Source organism: Allosediminivita pacifica, assembly GCF_003054175.1.
GTDB lineage: Bacteria > Pseudomonadota > Alphaproteobacteria > Rhodobacterales > Rhodobacteraceae > Allosediminivita > Allosediminivita pacifica.
On the sequence record NZ_QBKN01000004.1, the window covers coordinates 55190 to 76293 of the forward strand.

The 21104-nt window shown below is 68.6% G+C and carries 15 protein-coding genes; 9 read left to right on the forward strand and 6 right to left on the reverse strand.

What is annotated here, in order from left to right; genetic code table 11:
* Positions 1-21: 21 nt before the first annotated feature.
* From C8N44_RS04185 to gpmI, 3 genes are read right to left on the reverse strand one after another with little or no spacing between them, the layout of a single operon-like run.
* Entirely contained in the window at positions 22-1416 is a 1395-nt protein-coding gene (locus C8N44_RS04185; RefSeq protein ID WP_107974922.1) for a S41 family peptidase, read from the reverse strand.
* An 8-nt stretch (positions 1417-1424) separates the two neighbouring features.
* The gene (locus C8N44_RS04190; RefSeq protein WP_107975061.1) at positions 1425-2540 is read right to left on the reverse strand and encodes a murein hydrolase activator EnvC family protein; all 1116 of its coding nucleotides are present in this window, start codon (positions 2538-2540) and stop codon (positions 1425-1427) included.
* On the reverse strand, positions 2540-4054 hold the full coding sequence (gpmI, locus tag C8N44_RS04195; protein WP_107974923.1) for a 2,3-bisphosphoglycerate-independent phosphoglycerate mutase: 1515 nt from the start codon (positions 4052-4054) through the stop codon (positions 2540-2542). Before gpmI ends, C8N44_RS04190 begins: the two co-directional genes overlap by 1 nt.
* 506 nt (positions 4055-4560) lie before the next feature.
* Here gpmI and C8N44_RS04200 point away from each other — a divergent pair.
* Positions 4561-5379, forward strand: a complete 819-nt coding sequence (locus C8N44_RS04200; RefSeq protein ID WP_158273998.1) for a MipA/OmpV family protein — start codon at positions 4561-4563, stop codon at positions 5377-5379.
* Between the two features lie 658 nt (positions 5380-6037).
* On the opposite strand, the gene carB is transcribed toward C8N44_RS04200, so the two are convergent.
* Positions 6038-9412 (reverse strand): carbamoyl-phosphate synthase large subunit, encoded by a 3375-nt coding sequence (carB, locus tag C8N44_RS04205; protein WP_107974925.1) that lies wholly within the window; start codon positions 9410-9412, stop codon positions 6038-6040.
* A gap of 281 nt (positions 9413-9693) precedes the next feature.
* On the opposite strand from carB, the gene serB reads away from it, so the two are divergent.
* The 6 genes from serB to cueR all read left to right on the forward strand — a co-directional run bounded on the left by serB (position 9694) and on the right by cueR (position 16302).
* Positions 9694-10563, forward strand: coding sequence for a phosphoserine phosphatase SerB (gene serB / locus C8N44_RS04210; RefSeq protein WP_107974926.1), 870 nt, complete (start codon positions 9694-9696; stop codon positions 10561-10563).
* A gap of 259 nt (positions 10564-10822) precedes the next feature.
* On the forward strand, positions 10823-11353 hold the full coding sequence (locus C8N44_RS04215; RefSeq protein WP_107974927.1) for an invasion associated locus B family protein: 531 nt from the start codon (positions 10823-10825) through the stop codon (positions 11351-11353).
* Between the two features lie 155 nt (positions 11354-11508).
* Positions 11509-12690, forward strand: coding sequence for a dual-specificity RNA methyltransferase RlmN (gene rlmN / locus C8N44_RS04220; RefSeq protein ID WP_107974928.1), 1182 nt, complete (start codon positions 11509-11511; stop codon positions 12688-12690).
* A gap of 199 nt (positions 12691-12889) precedes the next feature.
* Positions 12890-13339: a hypothetical protein gene (locus C8N44_RS04225; RefSeq protein WP_244640982.1), complete on the forward strand. Its 450-nt coding sequence runs from the start codon at positions 12890-12892 to the stop codon at positions 13337-13339.
* 87 nt (positions 13340-13426) lie between these two features.
* On the forward strand, positions 13427-15901 hold the full coding sequence (locus C8N44_RS04230) for a heavy metal translocating P-type ATPase (protein ID WP_107975063.1): 2475 nt from the start codon (positions 13427-13429) through the stop codon (positions 15899-15901).
* A complete protein-coding gene (gene cueR, locus C8N44_RS04235; RefSeq protein ID WP_107974929.1) occupies positions 15898-16302 on the forward strand; it encodes a Cu(I)-responsive transcriptional regulator in 405 nt (134 codons plus the stop codon). The genes C8N44_RS04230 and cueR overlap by 4 nt, the downstream gene beginning before the upstream one ends.
* On the opposite strand, the gene C8N44_RS04240 is transcribed toward cueR, so the two are convergent.
* Positions 16287-16985 carry a GntR family transcriptional regulator gene (locus tag C8N44_RS04240; protein WP_107974930.1) on the reverse strand — a complete coding sequence of 233 codons (699 nt, stop codon included), beginning with the start codon at positions 16983-16985 and terminating at the stop codon, positions 16287-16289. The genes cueR and C8N44_RS04240 overlap by 16 nt on opposite strands.
* 129 nt (positions 16986-17114) lie before the next feature.
* On the opposite strand from C8N44_RS04240, the gene C8N44_RS04245 reads away from it, so the two are divergent.
* Positions 17115-17717: a response regulator transcription factor gene (locus tag C8N44_RS04245; RefSeq protein WP_107974931.1), complete on the forward strand. Its 603-nt coding sequence runs from the start codon at positions 17115-17117 to the stop codon at positions 17715-17717.
* A gap of 4 nt (positions 17718-17721) precedes the next feature.
* Here the strand turns inward: C8N44_RS04245 and ade are convergent, their stop codons facing one another.
* On the reverse strand, positions 17722-19416 hold the full coding sequence (ade, locus tag C8N44_RS04250; RefSeq protein WP_107974932.1) for an adenine deaminase: 1695 nt from the start codon (positions 19414-19416) through the stop codon (positions 17722-17724).
* 181 nt (positions 19417-19597) lie between these two features.
* On the opposite strand from ade, the gene arfA reads away from it, so the two are divergent.
* On the forward strand, positions 19598-21103 hold the full coding sequence (gene arfA / locus C8N44_RS04255) for an arabinosylfuranosidase ArfA (RefSeq protein ID WP_107974933.1): 1506 nt from the start codon (positions 19598-19600) through the stop codon (positions 21101-21103).
* Position 21104: the final 1 nt, after the last annotated feature.

The window sequence follows — 21104 nt, forward strand, 5'->3', positions numbered from 1 at the left end:
CCCTGCCCCGCCCGTCCGCAATCATTCCTCGGCTTCGGAGGTCTCTTCGTCGTCCGAGCCGGTATCGGCGCCGGCCGAGGGAGCCTCGGGCCCGAGCGCCGAGAGGCCCTTGAGGATGTCGAGCGCGTAGGCCAGCTGGTAGTCCTCCTCGCGGAGGCGGGCGGCTTCCTCGGCCTGGGCGCGGTCTTCCTCGATCTGGCGGATCTCGTCCTCGGTCAGGCTGTCGTTGTCGAGCCGGCCGCGCAGGTCGGCCTCGGAGCGGGAGAAGCCCTCGGGCGCTTCCTCGTCCTCGGCGGGTTCCTCGGTGCGGGGCGGCTGGTGCACGACGATATCGGGCGAGATGCCCAGCGCCTGGATCGAGCGGCCCGAGGGCGTGTAGTAGCGCGCGGTGGTCAGGCGCATCGCGCCGTCGCCCCGCAGCGGCATCACGGTCTGGACCGAGCCCTTCCCGAAACTCTTGGTGCCCACGACGATGGCGCGGCGGTGATCCTGCAGGGCACCCGCGACGATTTCCGAGGCCGAGGCGGAGCCGCCGTTGATCAGCACGACGAGGGGCTTGCCGCCCGCGAGGTCGCCTTCGGAGGCGTTGTAGCGGTCGCCCTCGGCGGGATCGCGGCCGCGGGTCGAGACGATCTCGCCCTGTTCAAGGAAGGCATCCGAGACACGGATCGCCTGGCTGAGCAGGCCGCCGGGGTTGTTGCGCAGGTCGAGCACGATGCCGTTGACGCTGTCCATGCCGCCCGCTTCCTCGATCTGCTCCTCGAGCCCGTCGCGGAGGTTGGGGAAGGTCTGGTCGTTGAAGGTGGTGACGCGCAGCACGACGGTGTCGCCCTCGGTGCGGGCACGCACGGCGGTGAGCGTGATGGTGTCGCGGGTAATGGTGACGTCGAACGGCTCTTCCTCGCCCTCGCGCACCACGGTCACGACGATGTCGGACCCCACCGGGCCGCGCATCAGGTCGACCGCGTCGTTGAGCGTCAGGCCCAGCACGGATTCACCGTCGACATGGGTGATGAAATCGCCCGCCTCGATGCCCGCTTCCTGCGCCGGGGTGCCGTCCATGGGCGACACGACCTTCACGAAACCGTCTTCCTGCGTGACCTCGATCCCGAGGCCGCCGAACTCACCGCGCGTCTGGACGCGCATGTCCTCGGCATCTTCGGGGGGCAGGTAGCTGGAGTGCGGGTCGAGCGAGGTCAGCATGCCGTTGATGGCAGCCTCGATCAGCTCTTCCTCGTCGACCTCCTCGACGTACTGGGCGCGGATCCGCTCGAAGATGTCGCCGAAGAGATCGAGCTGCTCGTAAACGCTGGAGCTTCGGTTTCCCTCCTGCGCCAGCAGCGGCCCGACCAGCTGCGTCGTCGCCACGACGCCGGCGAGCGTGCCGGCCGCGGCGGCCATCACGAATTTCTGCATTGTGCTCGTCATCCCTTGTCGGTTGCGAACCACGTGCGTGGATCGACAGGCGTATCGCCTTCCCTGACTTCTATATAGAGCGTCTCGGTTCGCCCAGCGCCAGTGGTTTCACTTGTCGGTGACCCCGTCCCTCCGGAGCCCATGAGCCCGACGGGACTGCCCTCGGGCAGCACCTGCCCCATCTGACCGAAGACCCGATCGAGCCCCGCCAGAACGAACAGCAGATCGGGCTGGGGTTCAAGGATGGTCACCAGCCCGTAGTCGAGAAGCGGGCCGTTGTAGCGGATTGTTGCTGCCACCGGCGTCGTCACGAGCGCCTGCGGCCGCGTTGCGATCACCAGGCCGGGGCGCGCGACACCCGCGGCGTCCTCTTCCCCCGGCGCGCGCAACACGACACCGCTGACCGGCAGGGGCAGGTCGCCCTTGCGGTCGTCGATGCTCGCCCCCTCGGGCGCTGTGGCCACCTCCTCGCCCCCGGCGAGGTCGGCGAGGCCCGAGGCAAAGCCTTCGAGCGTCTCGGTCGAGGAGATGAGGATCGCGGTGCGGATCTGGTCCTCGGTGTAGCGTTGCGGCAGGTCGGTGCGGTCGGCGATGGCCTGGCTGAGCGCACTGCGCGCGGCCTGAACTTCCGAAAGCCCTTCCTGCAGGGTCTCGGCGGCGTTTTCCTGAAGCTGGCGCAGGGCGGCGACCTCTTCGAGGTCGGCACGCAGGTCCTCGGCGCGGGCGTTCAGGCCCGGGGCGACGGCGGCGACCAGCATCCCGGCGCGGGCGCTGCCGAGCGGGCCTTCGGGGTGCAGCATGACCTGGGGGCCGGGCCGGCCCGAGTTGGACATGAGCGCGCCCAGAAGCTGGCTGACCTCGCCTTCCTGCGCGCGAAGCTTGCGGGTGATCTCGGTCTCGCGGACGGCGGCGGCGCGCAGGCCGGTGCGCATCGCCGCAAGCCCGTCCTCGTAAGCCCGTACCGCATCGGTCAGCGCCGCGACCCTGTCGCTGGCGCCCTCGGCCTGGTCCATGCGGAGCGAAGCGGCCTCGAGATCGCGGGCCGCTTGCCGTGCGCCTTCGGCGGCGTCCTGCGCGAAGGCAGGCGCGGCGGCGAGGGCCAGGACAAGGACGAGCCGGCGGATCACTTGATGAGGCTTTCCCCGGTCATTTCCTCGGGCTGGTCGAGCCCCATGAGCTGCAGCAGCGTGGGTGCCAGATCGGCCAGCCGCCCACCGTCGCGCAGCGTCGCGCCCTCGGGGCCGCCGAAGAGGATCACCGGCACCGGGTTCAGCGTGTGCGAGGTGTGCGGGCCGCCGGTGTCGGGATCGACCATGGTCTCGCAATTGCCGTGGTCGGCGGTGACGATCATGGCGCCGTCGGTGCCCTCCAGCGCCTCCAGCACGCGGCCGAGCCCGGCATCGACGGCCTCGCAGGCCTTGATGGCAGCGTCGAGATCGCCGGTGTGGCCCACCATGTCGGGGTTGGCGAAGTTGGTGACGATCAGGTCGTAGCCCTGCTCGATGGCCTCGACGAACTTGTCCGTCACCTCGCCGGCGCTCATCTCGGGCTGCATGTCGTAGGTGGCGACCGAGGGCGACTTGGGCATGAAGCGGTCCTCGCCCTCCTCGGGGTCTTCCTTGCCGCCGTTGAGGAAGAAGGTCACGTGCGGGTATTTCTCGGTCTCGGCTAAACGGAACTGACGTTTGCGATGCTTGGCCACCCATTCGCCCAGCGTGTTGACGATGACCCGCTTGGGGTAGGCAGCGCCCATGTAGGCGTTGTGCTTGTCGGAGTACTCGACCATGCCCAGAAGCGCCGAAAGGTCGGGCTTGTCGCGTTCGAACCCGTCGAAGTCGGGCGCGCCGATGGCGGCGAGGATCTCTCGCGCGCGGTCGGCGCGGAAGTTGAGGCAGAAGTAGCCGTCGCCGGGTCTCAGACCCTCGTAGCCTTCGATCACCGTGGCGGGGATGAATTCGTCCGTCTTGCCGTTGTCGTAGCTCTGGTTGACGGCGGTCACGGCGTCGGGGGCGGTGGCCTGCCCCTTGGCGTCGATCATCGCGTCATAGGCCTGCTGCACGCGGTCCCAGCGGTTGTCGCGGTCCAAGGCGAAGTAGCGGCCGATGACGGTGGCGATGGTGACGCCCTCGGGGCACCAGTCCTGCAGATCCTTGAGGAAGCCGTCGGCGGACTTGGGCGCCACGTCGCGGCCGTCGGTGATGGCGTGGATCACCACCGGCACGCCCTTGTCGGAGATGAGCTTGGCGGTGGCCTTGATGTGTTCGATGTGGCCGTGCACGCCGCCGTCCGAGACCACGCCCATGAGATGCGCGCGGCCGCCGGCGTCCTTCACGGTTTTGGCGAAGTCGAGGATGGCCTCGTTCTCGAAGAAGCTGCCGTCCTCGATGGCGAGGTCGATCTGGCCGAGGTCCATGGCGACGACGCGGCCCGCGCCGATGTTGGTGTGGCCGACCTCGGAGTTGCCCATCTGGCCGGTGGGCAGGCCCACGTCGGGGCCGTGGGTGGTCAGCGTGCTGTGCGGGCAGCTTGCCATGAGGCGGTCGAAGTTGGGGGTGTTTGCCAGCGCCGGGGCGTTGGCCTCGGTCTCCTCGCGCAGGCCCCAGCCGTCGAGGATGGTGAGGATGACGGGTTTGCTCATGGGGTGCCTCCGACCGGTTTTGACAGGGGTCTAGCAGAGGTTGCGCGGGATGTGGAGAGGGGGGCTTCAGCGAGCGTGCTGGGGTGTCCCGGGGCGGGACATCCCGGCAGATCAATGAAATCAATGGCTTGATCGGGCGCATTTACCGGGACTTAAGAATGCCCCCTGCGTGGACGCTGTCTCTCCTTCTGCTGGTCGAGGCTGGTGGGGCGAGGCCATGCCATTGACCCGGTCATGGCGGGGTGACCCGGGCTCCGCGCGCTCGTCGCTGAAAACATGCCCCCGGCATGTTTTCCGGGCACTCCGAGCCCCTCACCCTATCCCTCCCCCGGTGGGGAGAGGGGACCTGTCGTGCGGGTTTCGTGTGGGCGCTTATCCCTGCCGCCCCCTCCCCAACCCTCCGCCTGGCGGAGGAAGGGGGTGCGTTGCGCGTCGTGGCGACCAGAGCGCATCTGCGCGCGCCGCGATGCTGCTCAGCTTGTCATTCGGAAGTCGGCGTGGTCGTGATGACTGGACAAGGCCAGGTTGCGCTCCAGTTCCTGCGCAAGACCGACACCGCACGCCCCCCGGAGGACGAGACCATGCAGACCAAGACCCTGACCCTTCCGCTGATCGCCTCCGGCGCCGTGCTCTGCGCCCTGCCCGCCGCCGCGCAGCAGCGCCAGCTGCAGTTCGAGCTGGGCGCCGGCGCGAAGATGGCCCCCGCCTACGAGGGTTCCGAGGATTACGAGGCCTCGCCCAGCTTCTTCGGCTCGGTGAGTACGCTGAATTTCTGGTTCCTCGACCTGAGCACCAAGGATGGCAACGGATTTGCCATCGGGCCGTCCTTCGGCGTGGTCTCGGACCGCGACGACGGGGATCACGACCGGCTCGAGGGGATCGACGACGTGGATTTCGCGCTCGAGCTGGGTCTGAAGGCCAAGTACCGCTACGAATCCTGGGAGGTCTTCGGCGCCATCCGCCAGGGTGTGACCGGGCACGAGGGGCTCGTGGGCGACCTGGGGGTCGACTACATCGCCTTCCCCTCGCTGGATTCGGAATTCCGCATCGGCCCGCGCGTCACCTATGCCGACGACGAATACATGGAGACCTATTTCTCGGTGCCGAACGGCGCGCGCCTAGCCTCCTACGATGCCGACGGCGGGCTCAAGAGCTACGGGCTGGAGATGTCCTACAAGCAGGACCTGACCGAGAAGTGGGCGGTGAAGGGCACCGTGACCTGGGACCGGCTGGCCGGTGACGTGGAAGATTCGCCTATCGTGCAGGACCGCGACCAGGGGTCGGTGGGCGTGACGCTGATCCGGGAGTTCGACTGGCGGTGGTGAGGGCCTAGGCCACGGCTTGAGAGTGTGAGCGCCGTTCGCGATTGCGGGCGGCGTTTTTCGTGGGAGCTGGCTGCGGGCCGCTTGAGCGCGAAGCCCCCAGCGCGGAATCAAGGGGCGTCAGCCCCGCCGCGCATCGCAGCCGCGCCCCCACGCGGCGGCGATTTGGTGAGGCTGGGTGCCTCGTGTCAGGGTCTTCCGGACTTGCGGGCATAAATCGAGAGGATCAGCCGTCGGCATCGCCACCGCGCGCGGCTGCCATGCGCGGCTCTGCACACTACCCCTAATAACGCTCCCAGAGCCAACCGAGACGCCCGGGCATCACGTCCAACTCCTGATGGACCTCACGTTGTAGGCCATGCTCCATTCCGCCCGGAACCAGGGACGAAGCCCCGCCGGGCGAGCGCCGGACCGTCCCCGCGGTCTGGCGCTTTGGCAGCCGGGCAGCGTTCGCAGGTCAGGCGGATTTGGCCGGCATAAAGCGCCTACCCCGGAGGTCGCAACGCCACACCACGGTCCGGCGCACGCCCGGCTTGCGGTTCAGCGGGTGCCAGAGCCTTGCTGCCGCATCTCGGCAACCGCGCCCACCGGGGCTCCGCCCGTGATCTGCACAAAGGCTCCCCCGGAGCCTTTGCCGGCCCCGAAGGGGCCGGTCAGCAGATCACCCCTGCAGCGACTTCACCACAAGCTCGCCCTCTTCGCGGGCCTTGATGGCCTGGGCGGCGGCGTGGGCGCCGGCGGCGGTCGTGAAGTAGGGGATCTTGTCGTAGAGGGCGACGGAGCGGATCTCGCGCGAGTCCGACACCGCGGCGGCGCCTTCGGTGGTGTTCATCACCAGCTGGATGCCGCCGTCCTTCATCAGGTCGACGATGTTGGGACGGCCCTCGTAGACCTTCTTGACCGTCTCGCAGGCCATGCCGTGGCCCTTGAGGAACCCGGCCGTGCCGGAGGTGGCGACCAGCTTGAAGCCGAGGTCGACCAGCGTGCGGGCGGTCTCGACCAGCTGGTCGGTCTTGTCCTCGTCCTTGATCGACAGGAAGACCGCGCCCTCGGTGGGCAGGATGTTGCCCGCGCCCATCTGCGCCTTGAGGAAGGCGCGCGGGAAGCTGCGGTCCCAGCCCATGACCTCGCCCGTGGAGCGCATCTCGGGGCCGAGCAGCGTGTCGACGCCCGGGAAGCGGGCGAAGGGCAGCACGGCTTCCTTGACGGAGAACCAGGGCATCATGGGATCGGCCAGCGTCGTGGGATCGGCGAGCGGCAGGGTGGTGTCGTAGTCGGCGTCCTTGGGATAGGCGTCGCGCAGCGGGAAGTTCGACAGCGGCTCACCGGCCATGACGCGGGCGGCGATGGCGGCGATGGCGCTGTCGGTGGCCTTGGCGACGAAGGGCACCGTGCGCGAGGCGCGCGGGTTGACCTCGATGAGGTAGATCGTGCCGTCCTTGACCGCGTACTGCACGTTCATGAGGCCGACGACGCCCAGCGCGCGGGCAAGCGCCTCGGTCTGGCGGCGGACCTCATCGAGGGTCGCGTCGTCCAGCGAATAGGGCGGCAGGGAGCAGGCGCTGTCGCCGGAGTGGACGCCGGCTTCCTCGATGTGCTGCATGATGCCTGCCACGTGCACCTGCGTGCCGTCGCAGAGCGCGTCGACGTCAAGCTCCACAGCGCCGGCGAGGTAGCTGTCGAGCAGGACGGGGTTCTTGCCGGAGACCACCACGGCGTCGTTGATGTAGCGCTCGAGGCTGGGCATGTCGCGGACGATCTCCATCGCGCGGCCGCCCAGCACGTAGGAGGGGCGGATCACCAGCGGGAAGCCGATGTCCTTGGCGATGGCGAAGGCCTGTTCCTCGGTCGAGGCGATGCCGTTGCGCGGCTGGCGCAGGTCGAGCTTGTTCACGAGCGCCTGGAAGCGTTCGCGGTCCTCGGCGAGGTCGATGGCGTCGGGCGTGGTGCCGAGGATCGGGATGCCCTCGGCCTCGAGATCGTTGGCGAGCTTGAGCGGCGTCTGGCCGCCGAACTGCACGATGACGCCGTGCAGGGTGCCGTTCTCCTGCTCGACGCGGAGGATCTCCATGACGTGCTCGAAGGTGAGCGGCTCGAAGTAGAGCCGGTCCGAGGTGTCGTAGTCGGTGCTGACGGTTTCGGGGTTACAGTTGACCATGATGGTCTCGTAGCCCTGCTTGGTCAGCGCGAAACAGGCGTGGCAGCAGCAGTAGTCGAACTCGATGCCCTGGCCGATCCGGTTGGGACCGCCGCCGAGGATGACCACCTTCTTGCGGTCGGTGGGGCGCGCCTCGTCCTCGACCTCGCCCATCATGGGGGCCTCGTAGGTCGAGTACATGTAGGGGGTCTGGGCCTCGAACTCGGCCGCGCAGGTGTCGATGCGCTTGAAGACGGCGGTGACGCCGAGATCGGTGCGCTTCTTGCGGACCTGCATTTCGGTCAGCCCGGCAAGCGCGGCGAGCCGCATGTCGGTGAAGCCCAGCATCTTGAGCGCGCGCATCTCCTGCTCGCCGGCGGGGAGGCCCTTGGCGCGGACCTCGGCCTCGGCCTCGACGATCTCGCGGATGCGGGCGAGGAACCAGGGATCGAAGCTGGTGACGCCGTGGATATCGTCGTCCGAGAGGCCGTGGCGCATGGCCTGGGCGATGGTGCGCAGGCGGTCGGGCGTCTGCTGCGAGAGCGCCTTGATGACGGCGGCTCGGTCGGCCTCGGACGTGGCCTGCCCGCCCGGGGCAGCGGCTTCGGGCGAGAGCCCCGGAATGGCGATCTCGTCAAAGCCCGAGAGGCCGGTTTCCATGCTGGCGAGCGCCTTTTGCAGGCTTTCGTGGATGGTGCGGCCGATGGCCATGCCCTCGCCCACCGACTTCATGGCGGTGGTCAGCGTCGGCTCGGAGCCGGGGAACTTCTCGAAGGCGAAGCGCGGGATCTTGGTGACGACATAGTCGATGGTCGGCTCGAAGGAGGCCGGCGTCACCTTGGTGATGTCGTTGTCGAGCTCGTCGAGCGTGTAGCCGACGGCAAGCTTGGCCGCGATCTTGGCGATCGGGAAGCCGGTGGCCTTGGAGGCCAGCGCCGAGGAGCGCGACACGCGCGGGTTCATCTCGATCACGACCATGCGGCCGTTGTCGGGGTTCACGGCCCACTGCACGTTCGATCCGCCGGTCTCGACCCCGATCTCGCGCAGGACGGCGATGCTGCCCGAGCGCATGAGCTGGTATTCCTTGTCGGTGAGGGTCAGCGCCGGGGCCACGGTGATCGAATCGCCGGTGTGCACGCCCATGGGGTCCACGTTCTCGATCGAACAGACGATGATCGCGTTGTCCGCCTTGTCGCGGACGACCTCCATCTCGAATTCCTTCCAGCCCAGCAGCGACTCGTCCACGAGGATCTGCCCCACGGGCGAGGCATCCATGCCGGAGCGGCAGTAGTGGATGTAGTCCTCGCGGTTGTAGGCGACGCCGCCACCGGTGCCGCCGAGCGTGTAGGCGGGCCGGATGATCGCCGGAAGACCCACGGTTTCCAGCGCCTCAAGCGCGCGGGCGACGCCGGCGTCGAGGTCGCGCTTGCCTTTTTCGCCCATGGGGGCGGTGACGATGGTGGCGGCGGGGTTCTCGAGGCCGATGCGTTCCATCGCCTCGCGGAAGAGCGCGCGGTCCTCGGCCATCTCGATGGCCTCGCGGTTGGCGCCGATCATCTCGACGCCGAATTTCTCGAGCACGCCCATTTCCTCGAGCTTGAGCGAGGTGTTGAGGCCGGTCTGCCCGCCCATGGTGGGCAGCAGCGCGTCGGGGCGTTCCTTCTCGATGATCTTGGCGACCACCTCGGGGGTGATGGGCTCGATGTAGGTGGCATCGGCCAGCTCGGGGTCGGTCATGATCGTGGCGGGGTTGGAGTTCACCAGGATGACCCGGTAGCCTTCCTCGCGCAGGGCCTTGCAGGCCTGGGCGCCGGAATAGTCGAACTCGCAGGCCTGCCCGATGATGATCGGCCCCGCTCCGATGATCATGATCGAGGAAATGTCGGTTCTCTTGGGCATCGGGGGACCTCTTGGCACGGCATGCGTCGGGCGCCGCGGTGGCGGCGTGCAAATTGCGGCGGTTATAGTCACGCAGGGGGCGCGTGCAACCCCGTCCCTTACCCCTGCGGAACAAAGCCCGCGGCGGGGAGAAGGTGGCTCCCCCGCAGGTTGTCGAAGGGTGTCGGCGTGGCGCGTCGGCGCCTTCCGCGCGCGTCCCGCGACCGGGAGGGCCGCGGCACTGGCACCGCGGCACAAGGCGTGGTTAAACCCCGCCCGGAGAAACCTCAGGAGCCTGCCCAATGCCCATCGTCTCGCTCATCGCGGCGCCCGGCGCGCTGGACCCCGCGCTGGCCCATTCGCTGCGCAACGCCTGGGGCGGCGGCGACGTGTCGTGGCTGGCCCCAGACGAGGCCGCCGAGTTCCCCGTCGCGGAGGTGCCGGGGAATTTCGAGGCGATCCGCGCGGAGCTGGGCGCGCAGGCGGACGTGAACCTTGTCCCCGACAATGGACGGCGCAAGAAGATGCTGCTGGCCGACATGGACAGCACCATGATCGGGCAGGAGTGCATCGACGAGCTGGCCGATGTGGCGGGCGTTGGCGCGCAGGTGAAGGAGATCACCGCGCGGGCCATGAACGGCGAGCTCGATTTCGAGGGCGCGTTGCTCGAGCGCGTGGCGCTGCTCAAGGGCCTGCCCGAGGCGGTGATCGACCGGGTGATCGCCGAGCGCATCACCCTGGCGCCCGGCGGGGCGGTGCTTGTGGCCACGATGCGCGCGGCCGGTGGCCACGCGGCGCTGGTTTCTGGCGGGTTCACGGCGTTTACCGCGCGGGTGGCCGCCCTGCTGGGCTTCGACGAGGAACAGGCCAACACGCTGATCGTGGAGGGCGGCCACCTGACCGGCGATGTCGGTCGCCCGATCCTGGGGCGCGAGGCGAAGATCGCGGCGCTGGAGAGCATCACGGCCCGGCTGGGGATCACCGAGGACGATGTCATCGCGGTGGGCGACGGGGCCAACGACCTCGGCATGCTGGGGCGTGCGGGCATGGGCGTGGCCGCGCATGCCAAGCCGAGCGTGCAGGCGCAATGCGCGCTGCGGGTGAACCGGGGCGACCTGACGGCGCTTCTGTACCTGCAGGGCTATGCGAGGTCCGAGTTCGCCGCGGCCTAAGCCCGGCTCCCTGCGGCGCAGGGGGCTCTGCCCCCGTCGCGGCGGGGCCGCGACTCCCCCGGAGTATTTGGGCCAAGAAGAAGCGGCGGGGCGGACGCTCACGAACAGGCGATAATCTGCCTAAAGCCCTTTCGCTTTCCGGCGATTTCAGGCTAGTCTGCCGCCGTCGAGATGGACGTGCGGCGCGCCTGCGGTAAAGGGCGAGACAGCTCCCCGGGCGCTGCCGGGATTGAGGCAAAGACGGCTGGAGGCTTCTGGAATGACTATCGGCATCGGGCGCGTGCTTTCCGTTTGCGCGCTTGCGCTTTGGGCCGGGATGGCGCCGGCGCAGGAAGAGAGCAATAACCGCGTGGACGCGATGACCGACTGGTCGGTCTTCGTGGGCGACGACCCGCGCGAGTGCTGGGCCGTGACCACCTTCAAGGAAAGTGTGAACACCAAGGACGGCCGCGTCGTCTCGGTGAACCGCGGCGAGATCCTTCTGATGGTCTTCTACCGCCCGGGCGCCGAGGTTCAGGGACAGGTGGCCTTTACCGGTGGCTATCCCTTTGCCAACGGGTCGACCGTGAACGCGACCGTCGGCGACACCGAGTTCGAGCTCTATACCGAGGGCGAATGGGCCTGGCCCGCGACCCCGCAGGATGACGCGCGCATGATCACCGCCATGAAGCGCGGCGCCGACGCGGTGCTGACGGCGGTGTCGAGCCGCGGCACGACGACCAAGGACACCTTCTCGCTCTTCGGCTTTACCGCCGCCGTGGAAGACGCCGAGCAGCGCTGTTCGAGCTGACCCTTGGGTGGGCCGCGGGGTTGAAAGCCCGGGCCCGCGCGACGACATCGGGATCACCACACCGGCCGGGCCATGGCGCCCGGCCATGTTTTCTTTGGCAAAGCGGCGCGAATCCTGTATCTGGCGGGCTTCGTTTCGCAAGGGAGCTGTTTGACATGACGGCCGACACCCCCATCACGCAGGACATGCTGACCCTGCCCCGCAAGCTGCCCGACAGCGAGAAGGTGAACCTGATCGGTCTCACCCGGGACGAGCTGCGCGCGGCGCTTCTCGAGGCGGGCACGCCCGAGAAGCAGGTGAAGATGCGGGTGAACCAGCTGTGGCAGTGGCTCTATTACTGGGGCGTGCGCGATTTCGGCGCGATGACCAACCTCGCCAAGCCCTACCGCGCGCTGCTGGACGAGAGCTTCGAGATCCGCCTGCCCGAGATCGTGTCCAAGAACGTCTCGGCCGACGGGACGCGCAAGTACCTGATCCGGATCGCCGGCGGGCATGAGGTGGAGATGGTCTACATCCCCGAGGAGGATCGCGGGACGCTCTGCATCTCCTCGCAGGTGGGCTGCACGCTGACCTGTTCCTTCTGCCACACGGGCACGCAGCGGCTTGTCCGCAACCTGACCGCGGGCGAGATCGTGGGCCAGGTCATGCTGGCGCGCGACGACCTGGACGAATGGCCCGACAAGGGCGCGCCGAAGAACGAGACGCGGCTTCTGTCGAACATCGTGCTGATGGGCATGGGCGAGCCGCTTTACAACTTCGACAACGTGCGCGACGCCATGAAGATCGTGATGGACGGCGAGGGCATCGCCCTGTCGCGGCGGCGGATCACCCTGTCGACGAGCGGCGTGGTGCCCGAGATCGCGCGCTGTGCCGAGGAGATCGGCTGTCTCATGGCGGTGAGCTTCCACGCCACCACCGACGAGGTGCGCAACAAGCTGGTGCCGATCAACAAGCGCTGGAACATCGAGGCGCTGCTGGGCGCGCTGCGGGAATACCCGCGGCTGTCGAACTCGGAACGCATCACCTTCGAATACGTGATGCTGAAGGACGTGAACGACAGCGATGCCGACGCGCGGCGGCTGGTGAACCTGATCAAGGGCATTCCGGCCAAGATCAACTTGATCCCCTTCAACGAGTGGCCCGGCGCGCCCTACGAGCGCAGCGACTGGGAGCGGATCGAGCGCTTTGCCGACATCGTGCACAAGGCGGGCTATGCCAGCCCCATCCGCACGCCGCGGGGCGAGGACATCATGGCGGCCTGCGGGCAGCTCAAGTCCGCGACCGAGCGCGAGCGCAAGTCGCGCAAGCAGGTCCAGGCGGAGGCCGGGCTGGGCTGAGCGTCCCCCTCCTTGCGACCCGATTTCTGGCGGCCCCGGCGCGGAAGATGCGCCGGGGCCGTTTTGCTTGTGCGGGGCGGGATTGACTATCTTGAGTATTTTAGTCAGAAATTGTGCCGTGTCTTCCGGTGGAGCCCGACATGCCCCCTGCCCTGTCCCGACCCGATCCCGTCCCTGCCTCCGCGCGGGAGCGCACGTCATGAGGTTCGAGACGCTTCAGGCGGCAAGCGGCGGGTTGCGCGGGCCGGAACGGCGGGTGATCGCGGTGCTGCGCGCGGGCGTGGCCGGGGGCACGGCGCTGGAGGCCCTGAAGCAGGATCTGGGCGAGGCGCTTGGCGCGGGACGTGCGGCGGCCTGCCTTGCCGGGTTCGCCGGGATGCGCGACATCATCCGGCGCCACGGCTGGCACGTGCCGGTGGTCCTGCCCGAGGATGCGCAGGGCTGGTCCGAGGACGAGCTGAGCCTTGCGCGCTTCGTGCTGGCGGCCAGCGAGCAGCAGCGCGACGTGGCACTGGCCGAGGCGAGCTTTCTCGTCTCGCCCATGGGGCTTCTGCCGCTGCTCGAGGCCGGGATGCAGGCGGGCCTGCCGCTGCTGTGCGAGGAATGCCGCGCGCGACTGGCCTTGCAGGGGCCGATGGGCCGGGCCTGACAAGGTTCCTCGCACGGGGCTTGACCTTCCAGCTACGGGAACCCCTAAGTAAGGGGCAGCCCGAGGAAAGGACACGCCATGAAGGACATGAGCGACAGCCACACGCTGCGATTCGAAGTGACCGGCCTGAACTGCGCCGGCTGCGCGGGGCGCGCCGAGCGCGCGCTTGGCGCGGTGCCGGGCGTCGAGGAGGCCGGGGTGAACTTTGCCACGCGGCAGGCGACCGTTACCGGCGGGGCCACCCCCGATGCGCTGCGCGACGCGCTGAAGCAGGCGGGCTATCCGGCTGGCGAAAAGCGCGTGCGCCTGATGATCGAGGGGATGAGCTGTGCCTCTTGCGCGGGGCGCGTGGAACGGGCGCTGACCGGCGTGCCGGGGGTCGTTGCGGCCAGCGTGAACCTTGCCAGCGAAACGGCCGAGGTCACGGTGCTGGACGGTGCCGCCGATCCGCAGGAGCTGGCGCAGGTGGTGACCGAGACCGGCTACCCGGCGCATCCCGAGACTGAGGACGAGAGCGACACCGACGACCGCAAGGACGCCGAGCGCCGCGCGCTGCGGCGTGACACGCTGGTGGCGGGCGCGCTGACCCTGCCGGTCTTCGTGATCGAGATGGGCGGCCACGTGATCCCGGGCTTCCGCGAGGCGGTGCAGGGGCTGATCGGGCAGACCGGGTCGTGGCTACTGCAATTCGTGCTGGTGACGTTGGTGCTGGCGATCCCGGGGCGGCGGTTCTACCGCATCGGGCTGCCGTTGCTGGCCAAGGGGTCGCCGGACATGAATTCGCTCGTGGCGCTGGGGACGCTGGCGGCCTGGGGCTATTCGACGGTGGCGCTGTTCCTGCCCGGGCTGCTGCCCGAGGGCACGCGGGCCGTCTATTTCGAGGCGGCGGGCGTGATCGTGACGCTCATCCTGCTGGGCCGTTGGCTCGAGGCGCGGGCCAAGGGCCGCACCGGGGCCGCGATCGAGCGGCTGGTGAGCCTGCGGCCAGACACGGCGCGGGTGGCGCGTGACGGCCAGGTGGTCGAGGTGCCGCTGGCCGAGTTGTCGGTGGGCGACGTGGTGCAGGTGCGCCCGGGTGAGCGGATCGCCGTGGACGGCGAGGTGACCGAGGGCCGGTCCTACGTGGACGAGAGCATGGTCACGGGCGAGCCGGTGCCGGTCGAGAAGCTGCCGGGCGCGACCGTCGTGGGCGGCACGGTGAACGGTCAGGGCGCGCTGAGCTTCCGCGCGACCGCCGTGGGCCGCGACACGGTGCTGTCGCGCATCGTCCGCATGGTCGAGGACGCGCAGGGCGCCAAGCTGCCGATCCAGGCGCTGGCGGACAAGGTGGTGCGGGTCTTCGTGCCCGTGGTGATGGCGGTGGCGGCGGCCACGGTGCTGACATGGCTGATCTTCGGGCCGAACCTGACCTATGCGCTGGTCGCCGGTGTCTCGGTTCTCATCATCGCCTGCCCCTGCGCCATGGGGCTGGCCACGCCGACCTCGATCATGGTGGGCACGGGCCGCGCGGCCGAGCTGGGGGTGCTGTTCCGCAAGGGCGACGCGCTGCAGCGGCTGGACGGCGTGAAGGTCGTGGCCTTCGACAAGACCGGCACGTTGACCGAGGGCCGGCCCGAGCTGGTGCGCCGCGTTGCCGCCGAGGGGTTCGAGGCGGATGCCGTCTTGCGGCTCGCGGCATCGGCCGAGGGCGGGTCCGAACACCCCATCGCGCGGGCGCTTGAACGCGCCGCCGGGGCCGATCTGCCGCGTGCCGAGGGGGTCGAGGCGATCCCCGGCCACGGGCTGCGCGCCACGGTCGAGGGGCGCGCGGTGCTGGTGGGCGCCGAGCGGCTGATGAAACGCGAGGGCATTGCGCTGGGGGACATGGGGCAGGAGCTGCGATCCATGTCCGCCAAGGGGCAGACGCCGGTGCTGGTGGCCGTGGACGGCGTGATCGCCGGAGGTTTTGCCGTGGCCGACAGGGTGAAGCCGGGCGCGAAGGCGGCCGTGGCGGCGCTGCATGAACGCGGCCTCAAGGTGGCCATGGTCACCGGCGACACGCAGGCGACGGCGGATGCCATCGCCGCCGAGGTGGGCATCGACGTGGTGCGCGCGGGCGTTCTGCCCGAGGGCAAGGTGGATGCCGTGCGCGACCTGCAGCGACAGTACGGGGCAGTGGCCTTCGTGGGCGACGGCATCAACGACGCGCCCGCGCTGGCCGAGGCCGAGGTGGGTCTTGCCATCGGCACCGGCACCGACGTGGCGGTCGAGGCGGCGGACGTGGTCATGGTCTCGGGTGACGTGGCGGGCGCGGTCAACGCGCTGCACGTGAGCCGGTCGGTCATGCGCAACATCCGCCAGAACCTGATCTGGGCCTTCGGCTACAATGTGGCGCTGATCCCGGTGGCGGCGGGGGTGCTTTATCCCGCATTCGGGGTACTGCTGTCGCCGATGCTGGCGGCGGGGGCGATGGCGCTGTCGTCGGTCTTCGTGCTGAGCAACGCGCTGCGCCTGCGGGGGCTGCGCGCGGCGCAGGCCGAGGGGGCGGAGAGCGCACCGGAACTCAAGGAGGCACGCGCATGAACATCGGGGATGTCGCCAAGCGGGCCGGGCTGCCGGCCAAGACGATCCGCTACTACGAAGACATCGGGCTGGTGAAGCCGAAGCGGGACGCCAACGGCTACCGCGCCTTTGCCGAGAAGGACCTGCACCGGCTGGCCTTTCTTGCCCGGGCGCGGGCGCTGGGGTTCTCGATCGAGGAATGCCGCAAGCTGATCTCGCTTTACGATGACGAGAACCGGGCGAGCGCCGACGTGAAGGAGGTGGCCGAGGGCCACCTCACCCAGATCGACGCGAAGATCGCGCAGCTGCAGGAGATGCGGGCGACGTTGGCGGAGCTGGTTCGCTGCTGTCACGGCGACGACCGGCCCGACTGTCCGATCCTCGCCGATCTGGACGGCAGCGGCGTTCAGGCCGCGTCGTAAGGGTAGCGGCCCGGCTGCGTGTCGGGCAGCGGCTCGGGCTGCAGGCTGTAGAGGATGTCGTCGCGAAGCAATTCCCAGCGGCCGAGCGCGGCGCGGGCGGCGGGCTCGGGCTTGCCGGCGATGATGGCGGCAACCTGCTCGGCGTGCTTTTCCTGCGCCCGGAGCAGACGGTCGCGCAGCTTGAGGTCGGGACTGTCGTAGAGCGGGCCGATCAGGCGCGTGAGGTCGACCATCATGCGCTCCATCGCCGGGCTCAGGTAGGCATTGTCCGCCTGGTCGGTGATGCGACGCTGCAGGGCGTGCTCGGCGAGCGCCACCTCCTGCCAGTCGCTGTCGCCGGCCGAAACGACGCGGTCGAGCGCCGGTTCGAGACCCTCGTCCCCTTTTCCGGCGGCAAGCCGCGCCGCGGTGGCAAGCAGGACCGGCGCCAGCTGGAAGATCTGCGAGAGCGATTCCACGCCGAGCGGCGAGACGCGAGCCCCCCGGTTGCGGGCCAGTTGCAGGTAACCCGCCCCTGCGAGCGTCTGGAACACCTCGCGGGCGGGGGTGCGGGAGAGGCCGTAGCGCGTCGCGACCACCTGTTCCTCAACCTCGACGCCGGGGCACAGATCGAGCACGAGCACCCGCTTTCGCAGGTCCACCAGGCATAGGCCCTTGGGCGAGGTATCGGTCGTTTCAATCATGGGTTGAATTTTCTTTAAGTGCGAGAACTCTTCAAGTTCGATGATTTTCGACGGCGGTTTTCCGCACAGGGTAACCCCGCATTTACGAGCCTCTGAAAAAGTGATCCCGCCACGGCGGCAGGGCGAAAAATGCAATTCCTAATTGTAGACGATCACGATCTGGTACGCGAAACAATCGCCGCCTTCCTGGATCACGAGGGCATCGCCAATGTGGAAACTGCCCCGGGGCTCGAGGACGCACTGGAAAAACTCGCCGCCACCGGCGGTTACGATCTGGTCCTTTTAGACTATGACATGCCCGGAATGAACGGGCTGGCGGGGCTGATGCAGGTGCAGTCGGCGAACAATGGCCGACCGGTCGCCCTGATTTCGGGCACTGCCTCGCCCGAGGTGGCGCGCATGGCGCTCGAGGCGGGCGCCGCGGGCTTCATCCCCAAGACAATGCCCTCGCAGGGAATGGCCAGCGCGGTGCGCATGATGGCCGCAGGAGAGGTCTTTGCCCCCTATTCGTTTCTGCGGCAGGCCGATACGTCGGGCGGCCCCGACCTGACCAACCGCGAGCGCGAGGTGCTGCGCGGGCTCTGCGCGGGGCTGTCCAACAAGGAAATCGCGCGCGAACTGGGCCTTCAGGAGGTGACGGCCAAGCTGCACGTGCGCACGCTCAGCCGCAAGCTGGGTGCGCGCAACCGCACCCATGCCGCCACCATCGCCAAGGATCTGAAGCTCGGCTGAGGATTCAGGGCAGGAGTTCGAACTTCGTCACGTCCACCATGCCGCGATCGGTGATCTTGAGCGCGGGAATGACCGGCAGGGCAAGGAAGGCGAGTTGCAGGAAGGGCTCCTCCAGCGTGACGCCCAGCCCCTTGGCGGCGGCGCGCAGGGCGACCAGCCGGTCGCGGACCTCCTCGAAGGGATCGAGGCTCATCAGCCCGGCGACGGGCAGCGCCAGTTCGGCGAGGATCTTGCCCCCGTCGGCCACGACGAACCCGCCTTCGAGCTCGGCCAGCCGGTTGGCGGCCAGCGCCATGTCGGCGTAGTCGATCCCGACGCAGGCGATGTTGTGGTGATCGTGGCAGACGGTCGAGGCGATGGCGCCCGATTGCAGGCCGAAGCCCCGGACAAAGCCGGTGGCGATGTTGCCGTTCCTGCCGTGGCGCTCGATCACCGCAATGCGCACCAGGTCGCGGGCGGGATCTGGGCGCTTGTCGCCGTCCTCGGCCTCGATCTCCTCGGTCAGGTGGTCGGTGAGGATCTGGCCCTCGCGGATGCCGATCACAGGCGTTTCGGCGCGATTGCCCGCGTTGCGGAAACTGTCGGGCGTGACGGTGGGCGCCTTGACCGAATCGCGGCCGACGGGCGCGACAGTGCCGCGCGTGGCGAAGGCCGCGTCATCCACCACGCGGCCACCGGCGAGGACAAGCTGCGCATTGCAGGCCTCGAGGCTGTCGACGGCGACGATGTCGGCGCGGCGGCCCGGGGCGATCATGCCGCGGTCCTTGAGCCCGAAGGCCTCGGCCGCGGACAGGGTCGCGGCGCGGTAGACGGCCAGCGGCGAACAGCCCAGCGCGATCAGGGTGCGGATCATGTAGTCGAGGTGGCCGTGTTCGCCGATGTCGAGTGGATTCCGGTCGTCGGTGCAGAGGCACATGTAGGGCGCGGTGAGATCCGTCAGCAGCGGCTGCAGGGCGTGCATGTCCTTGCTGACCGAGCCTTCGCGGATCAGCACGCGCATCCCCTTCTGCAGCTTTTCGCGCGCTTCCTCGGGGCTCGTGGCCTCGTGTTCCGTGCGGATGCCGGCGGCGATGTAGGCGTTGAGGTCGCGGCCCGAGAGCAGCGGGCAGTGGCCGTCGATGTGGCCGCCCTCGAAGAGCCGCAGCTTCTTCATGGCCTCGGGGTCGCGGAAGATCACGCCGGGGTAGTTCATGAACTCGGCCAGGCCGATGCCCGAGGGGTGGGTCATGAGCGGCGCGAGGTCGTCGGCCCGCAGCTCGGCCCCGGCGGTTTCCATGTGGGTCGAGGGCACGCAGGAGGACAGCTGGACGCGGATGTCCATGAGCGTGTGGGCGCTGGACTCCTGGAAGTAGCGGATGCCGTCGGCGCCGATGACGTTGGCGATCTCGTGCGGGTCGCAGATGGCGGTGGTGACGCCGCGCGGGGTCACGCAGCGGTCGAACTCAAAGGGCGTGACGAGGCTGCTTTCGATATGCAGATGCGTGTCGATGAAGCCCGGCACGAGGATCAGGCCGGTGACGTCGATGACCTCTGCCCCCTCGTAGGTCTCGCAGGTGCCGACGATGACGCCGTCGCAGATGGCCACGTCGCCCTCGAGCAGGGCGCCGGTCATGAGATCGAGCAGCCGCCCGCCGCGCAGGACGAGATCGGCGGGCGTGTCGCCCCTGCCCTGCGAGATGCGTGTTTCCAGGTCGCTCATTCCTGCCCCCTTTGCCGCGGTTTCGGGCGACAGTGCCACAGGCCGCGCGGGGTGGGAACGGGGCCGAAGCGCACGCCGCCCGATCGGGGCGGGCGCAGATTCCTGACGGGGGATTTGTATTACTTATTGACAAGAGATGAATCTGGCGCTGTATTTGTCCTACAAATAAGGGAGGGACACCATGCGCGTCAGAGCGGCCGTGCATCGCGACATCGATGTGGCGCGGATCGACAACCGGCTTTACTCGGCTTTCATCGAGCACATGGGCCGGGCGATCTACTCGGGCATCTACGAACCGGGCCACCCCGAGGCCGACGCCCACGGCTTTCGCCGGGACGTGGCAGCCATGGTTCGCGATCTTCAGATCCCCGCGATCCGCTATCCGGGCGGCAACTTCGTGTCGGCCTACCGCTGGGAGGACGGCATCGGCCCGAAAGAGGACCGGCCCGTGCGGCTGGACCTTGCCTGGCGGTCGAAGGAGACCAACCAGGTCGGCATCAACGAATTCGCAGTCTGGGCGCAGGACGTCGACATCGAGATGATGCTGGCGGTGAACCTCGGGTCGCGCGGACTGGAGGAGGCCCGCGATTTCGTCGAGTACGTGAACCACCCCTCGGGCACCTACTGGTCGGACCTGCGCCGCAGCCACGGGGTGGAAAACCCCTACGACGTGAAGATGTGGTGCCTCGGCAACGAGATGGACGGCCCCTGGCAGATCGGCCACAAGGAGGCCAAGGAATACGGCCGCCTCGCCGACGAGACCGCCAAGGCGCTGAAGGCGCTGACACCGGATGCCGAGCTGATCGTCTGCGGGTCCTCCAACGACGAGATGCCCACCTACCCCGACTGGGAACGCGAGGTGCTGGAAGAGTGCTACGAGAACGTGCACTACATCTCGCTGCACAAGTATTTCGGCAATTCCTCGAACGACACGCTGAACTTCTTCGGCAAGGTCGAGGAGACGGGCCGCTACATCCAGTCCATCGCGGGGGTGATCGACTTCGTGAAGGCCAAGAAGCGGGCCAAGAACGACGTCCACATCTGCTTCGACGAATGGAACGTCTGGTACCACATCCGCGAGGAAGACAGCCGCCGCTGGCATTCCTGGGACTGGCCCGAGGCGCCGGACCTGCTGGAAGAGAACTACAACTTCGAGGACGCGCTGTTCGTCGCGAGCCTGCTCAACGAGTTCATCCGCCGGTCGGACCGGGTGAAGATCGCCTGCATCGCGCAGCTGGTGAACGTGATCGCGCCGATCCGCGCCGAACGCGGCGGCCCGGCCTGGCGGCAGACGATCTACTGGCCTTACCAGATGGCGTCGCTTTACGGGCGCGGGAAGGCGCTGCGCGTGGCGGTGGACGGGCCGACCTACGACTGCCACGTGGCCGATGACGTGAACTACCTCGATGCCTCGGCGGTGCACGACGACGCGGGCGGAGCGCTGACGCTGTTCCTCGTGAACCGGCACCTGAGCGAACCCGCGGACCTGCGGTTCGAGCTGACGGGTTTTGCGGGCGCCACGATCGAGTTCCACAAGACCATGGCGGGCCACGATCTGCGTGCCACCAACGGGCCGGGGCGCGAGGACATCGCCATGGCGCAGGGCAGCGGGCTTGGCGTGGAGGACGGGGTGCTGGGCGGCAGCCTGCCGCCGCTCTCCTACCACGTCGTCCGGCTGAGGGTGTGAG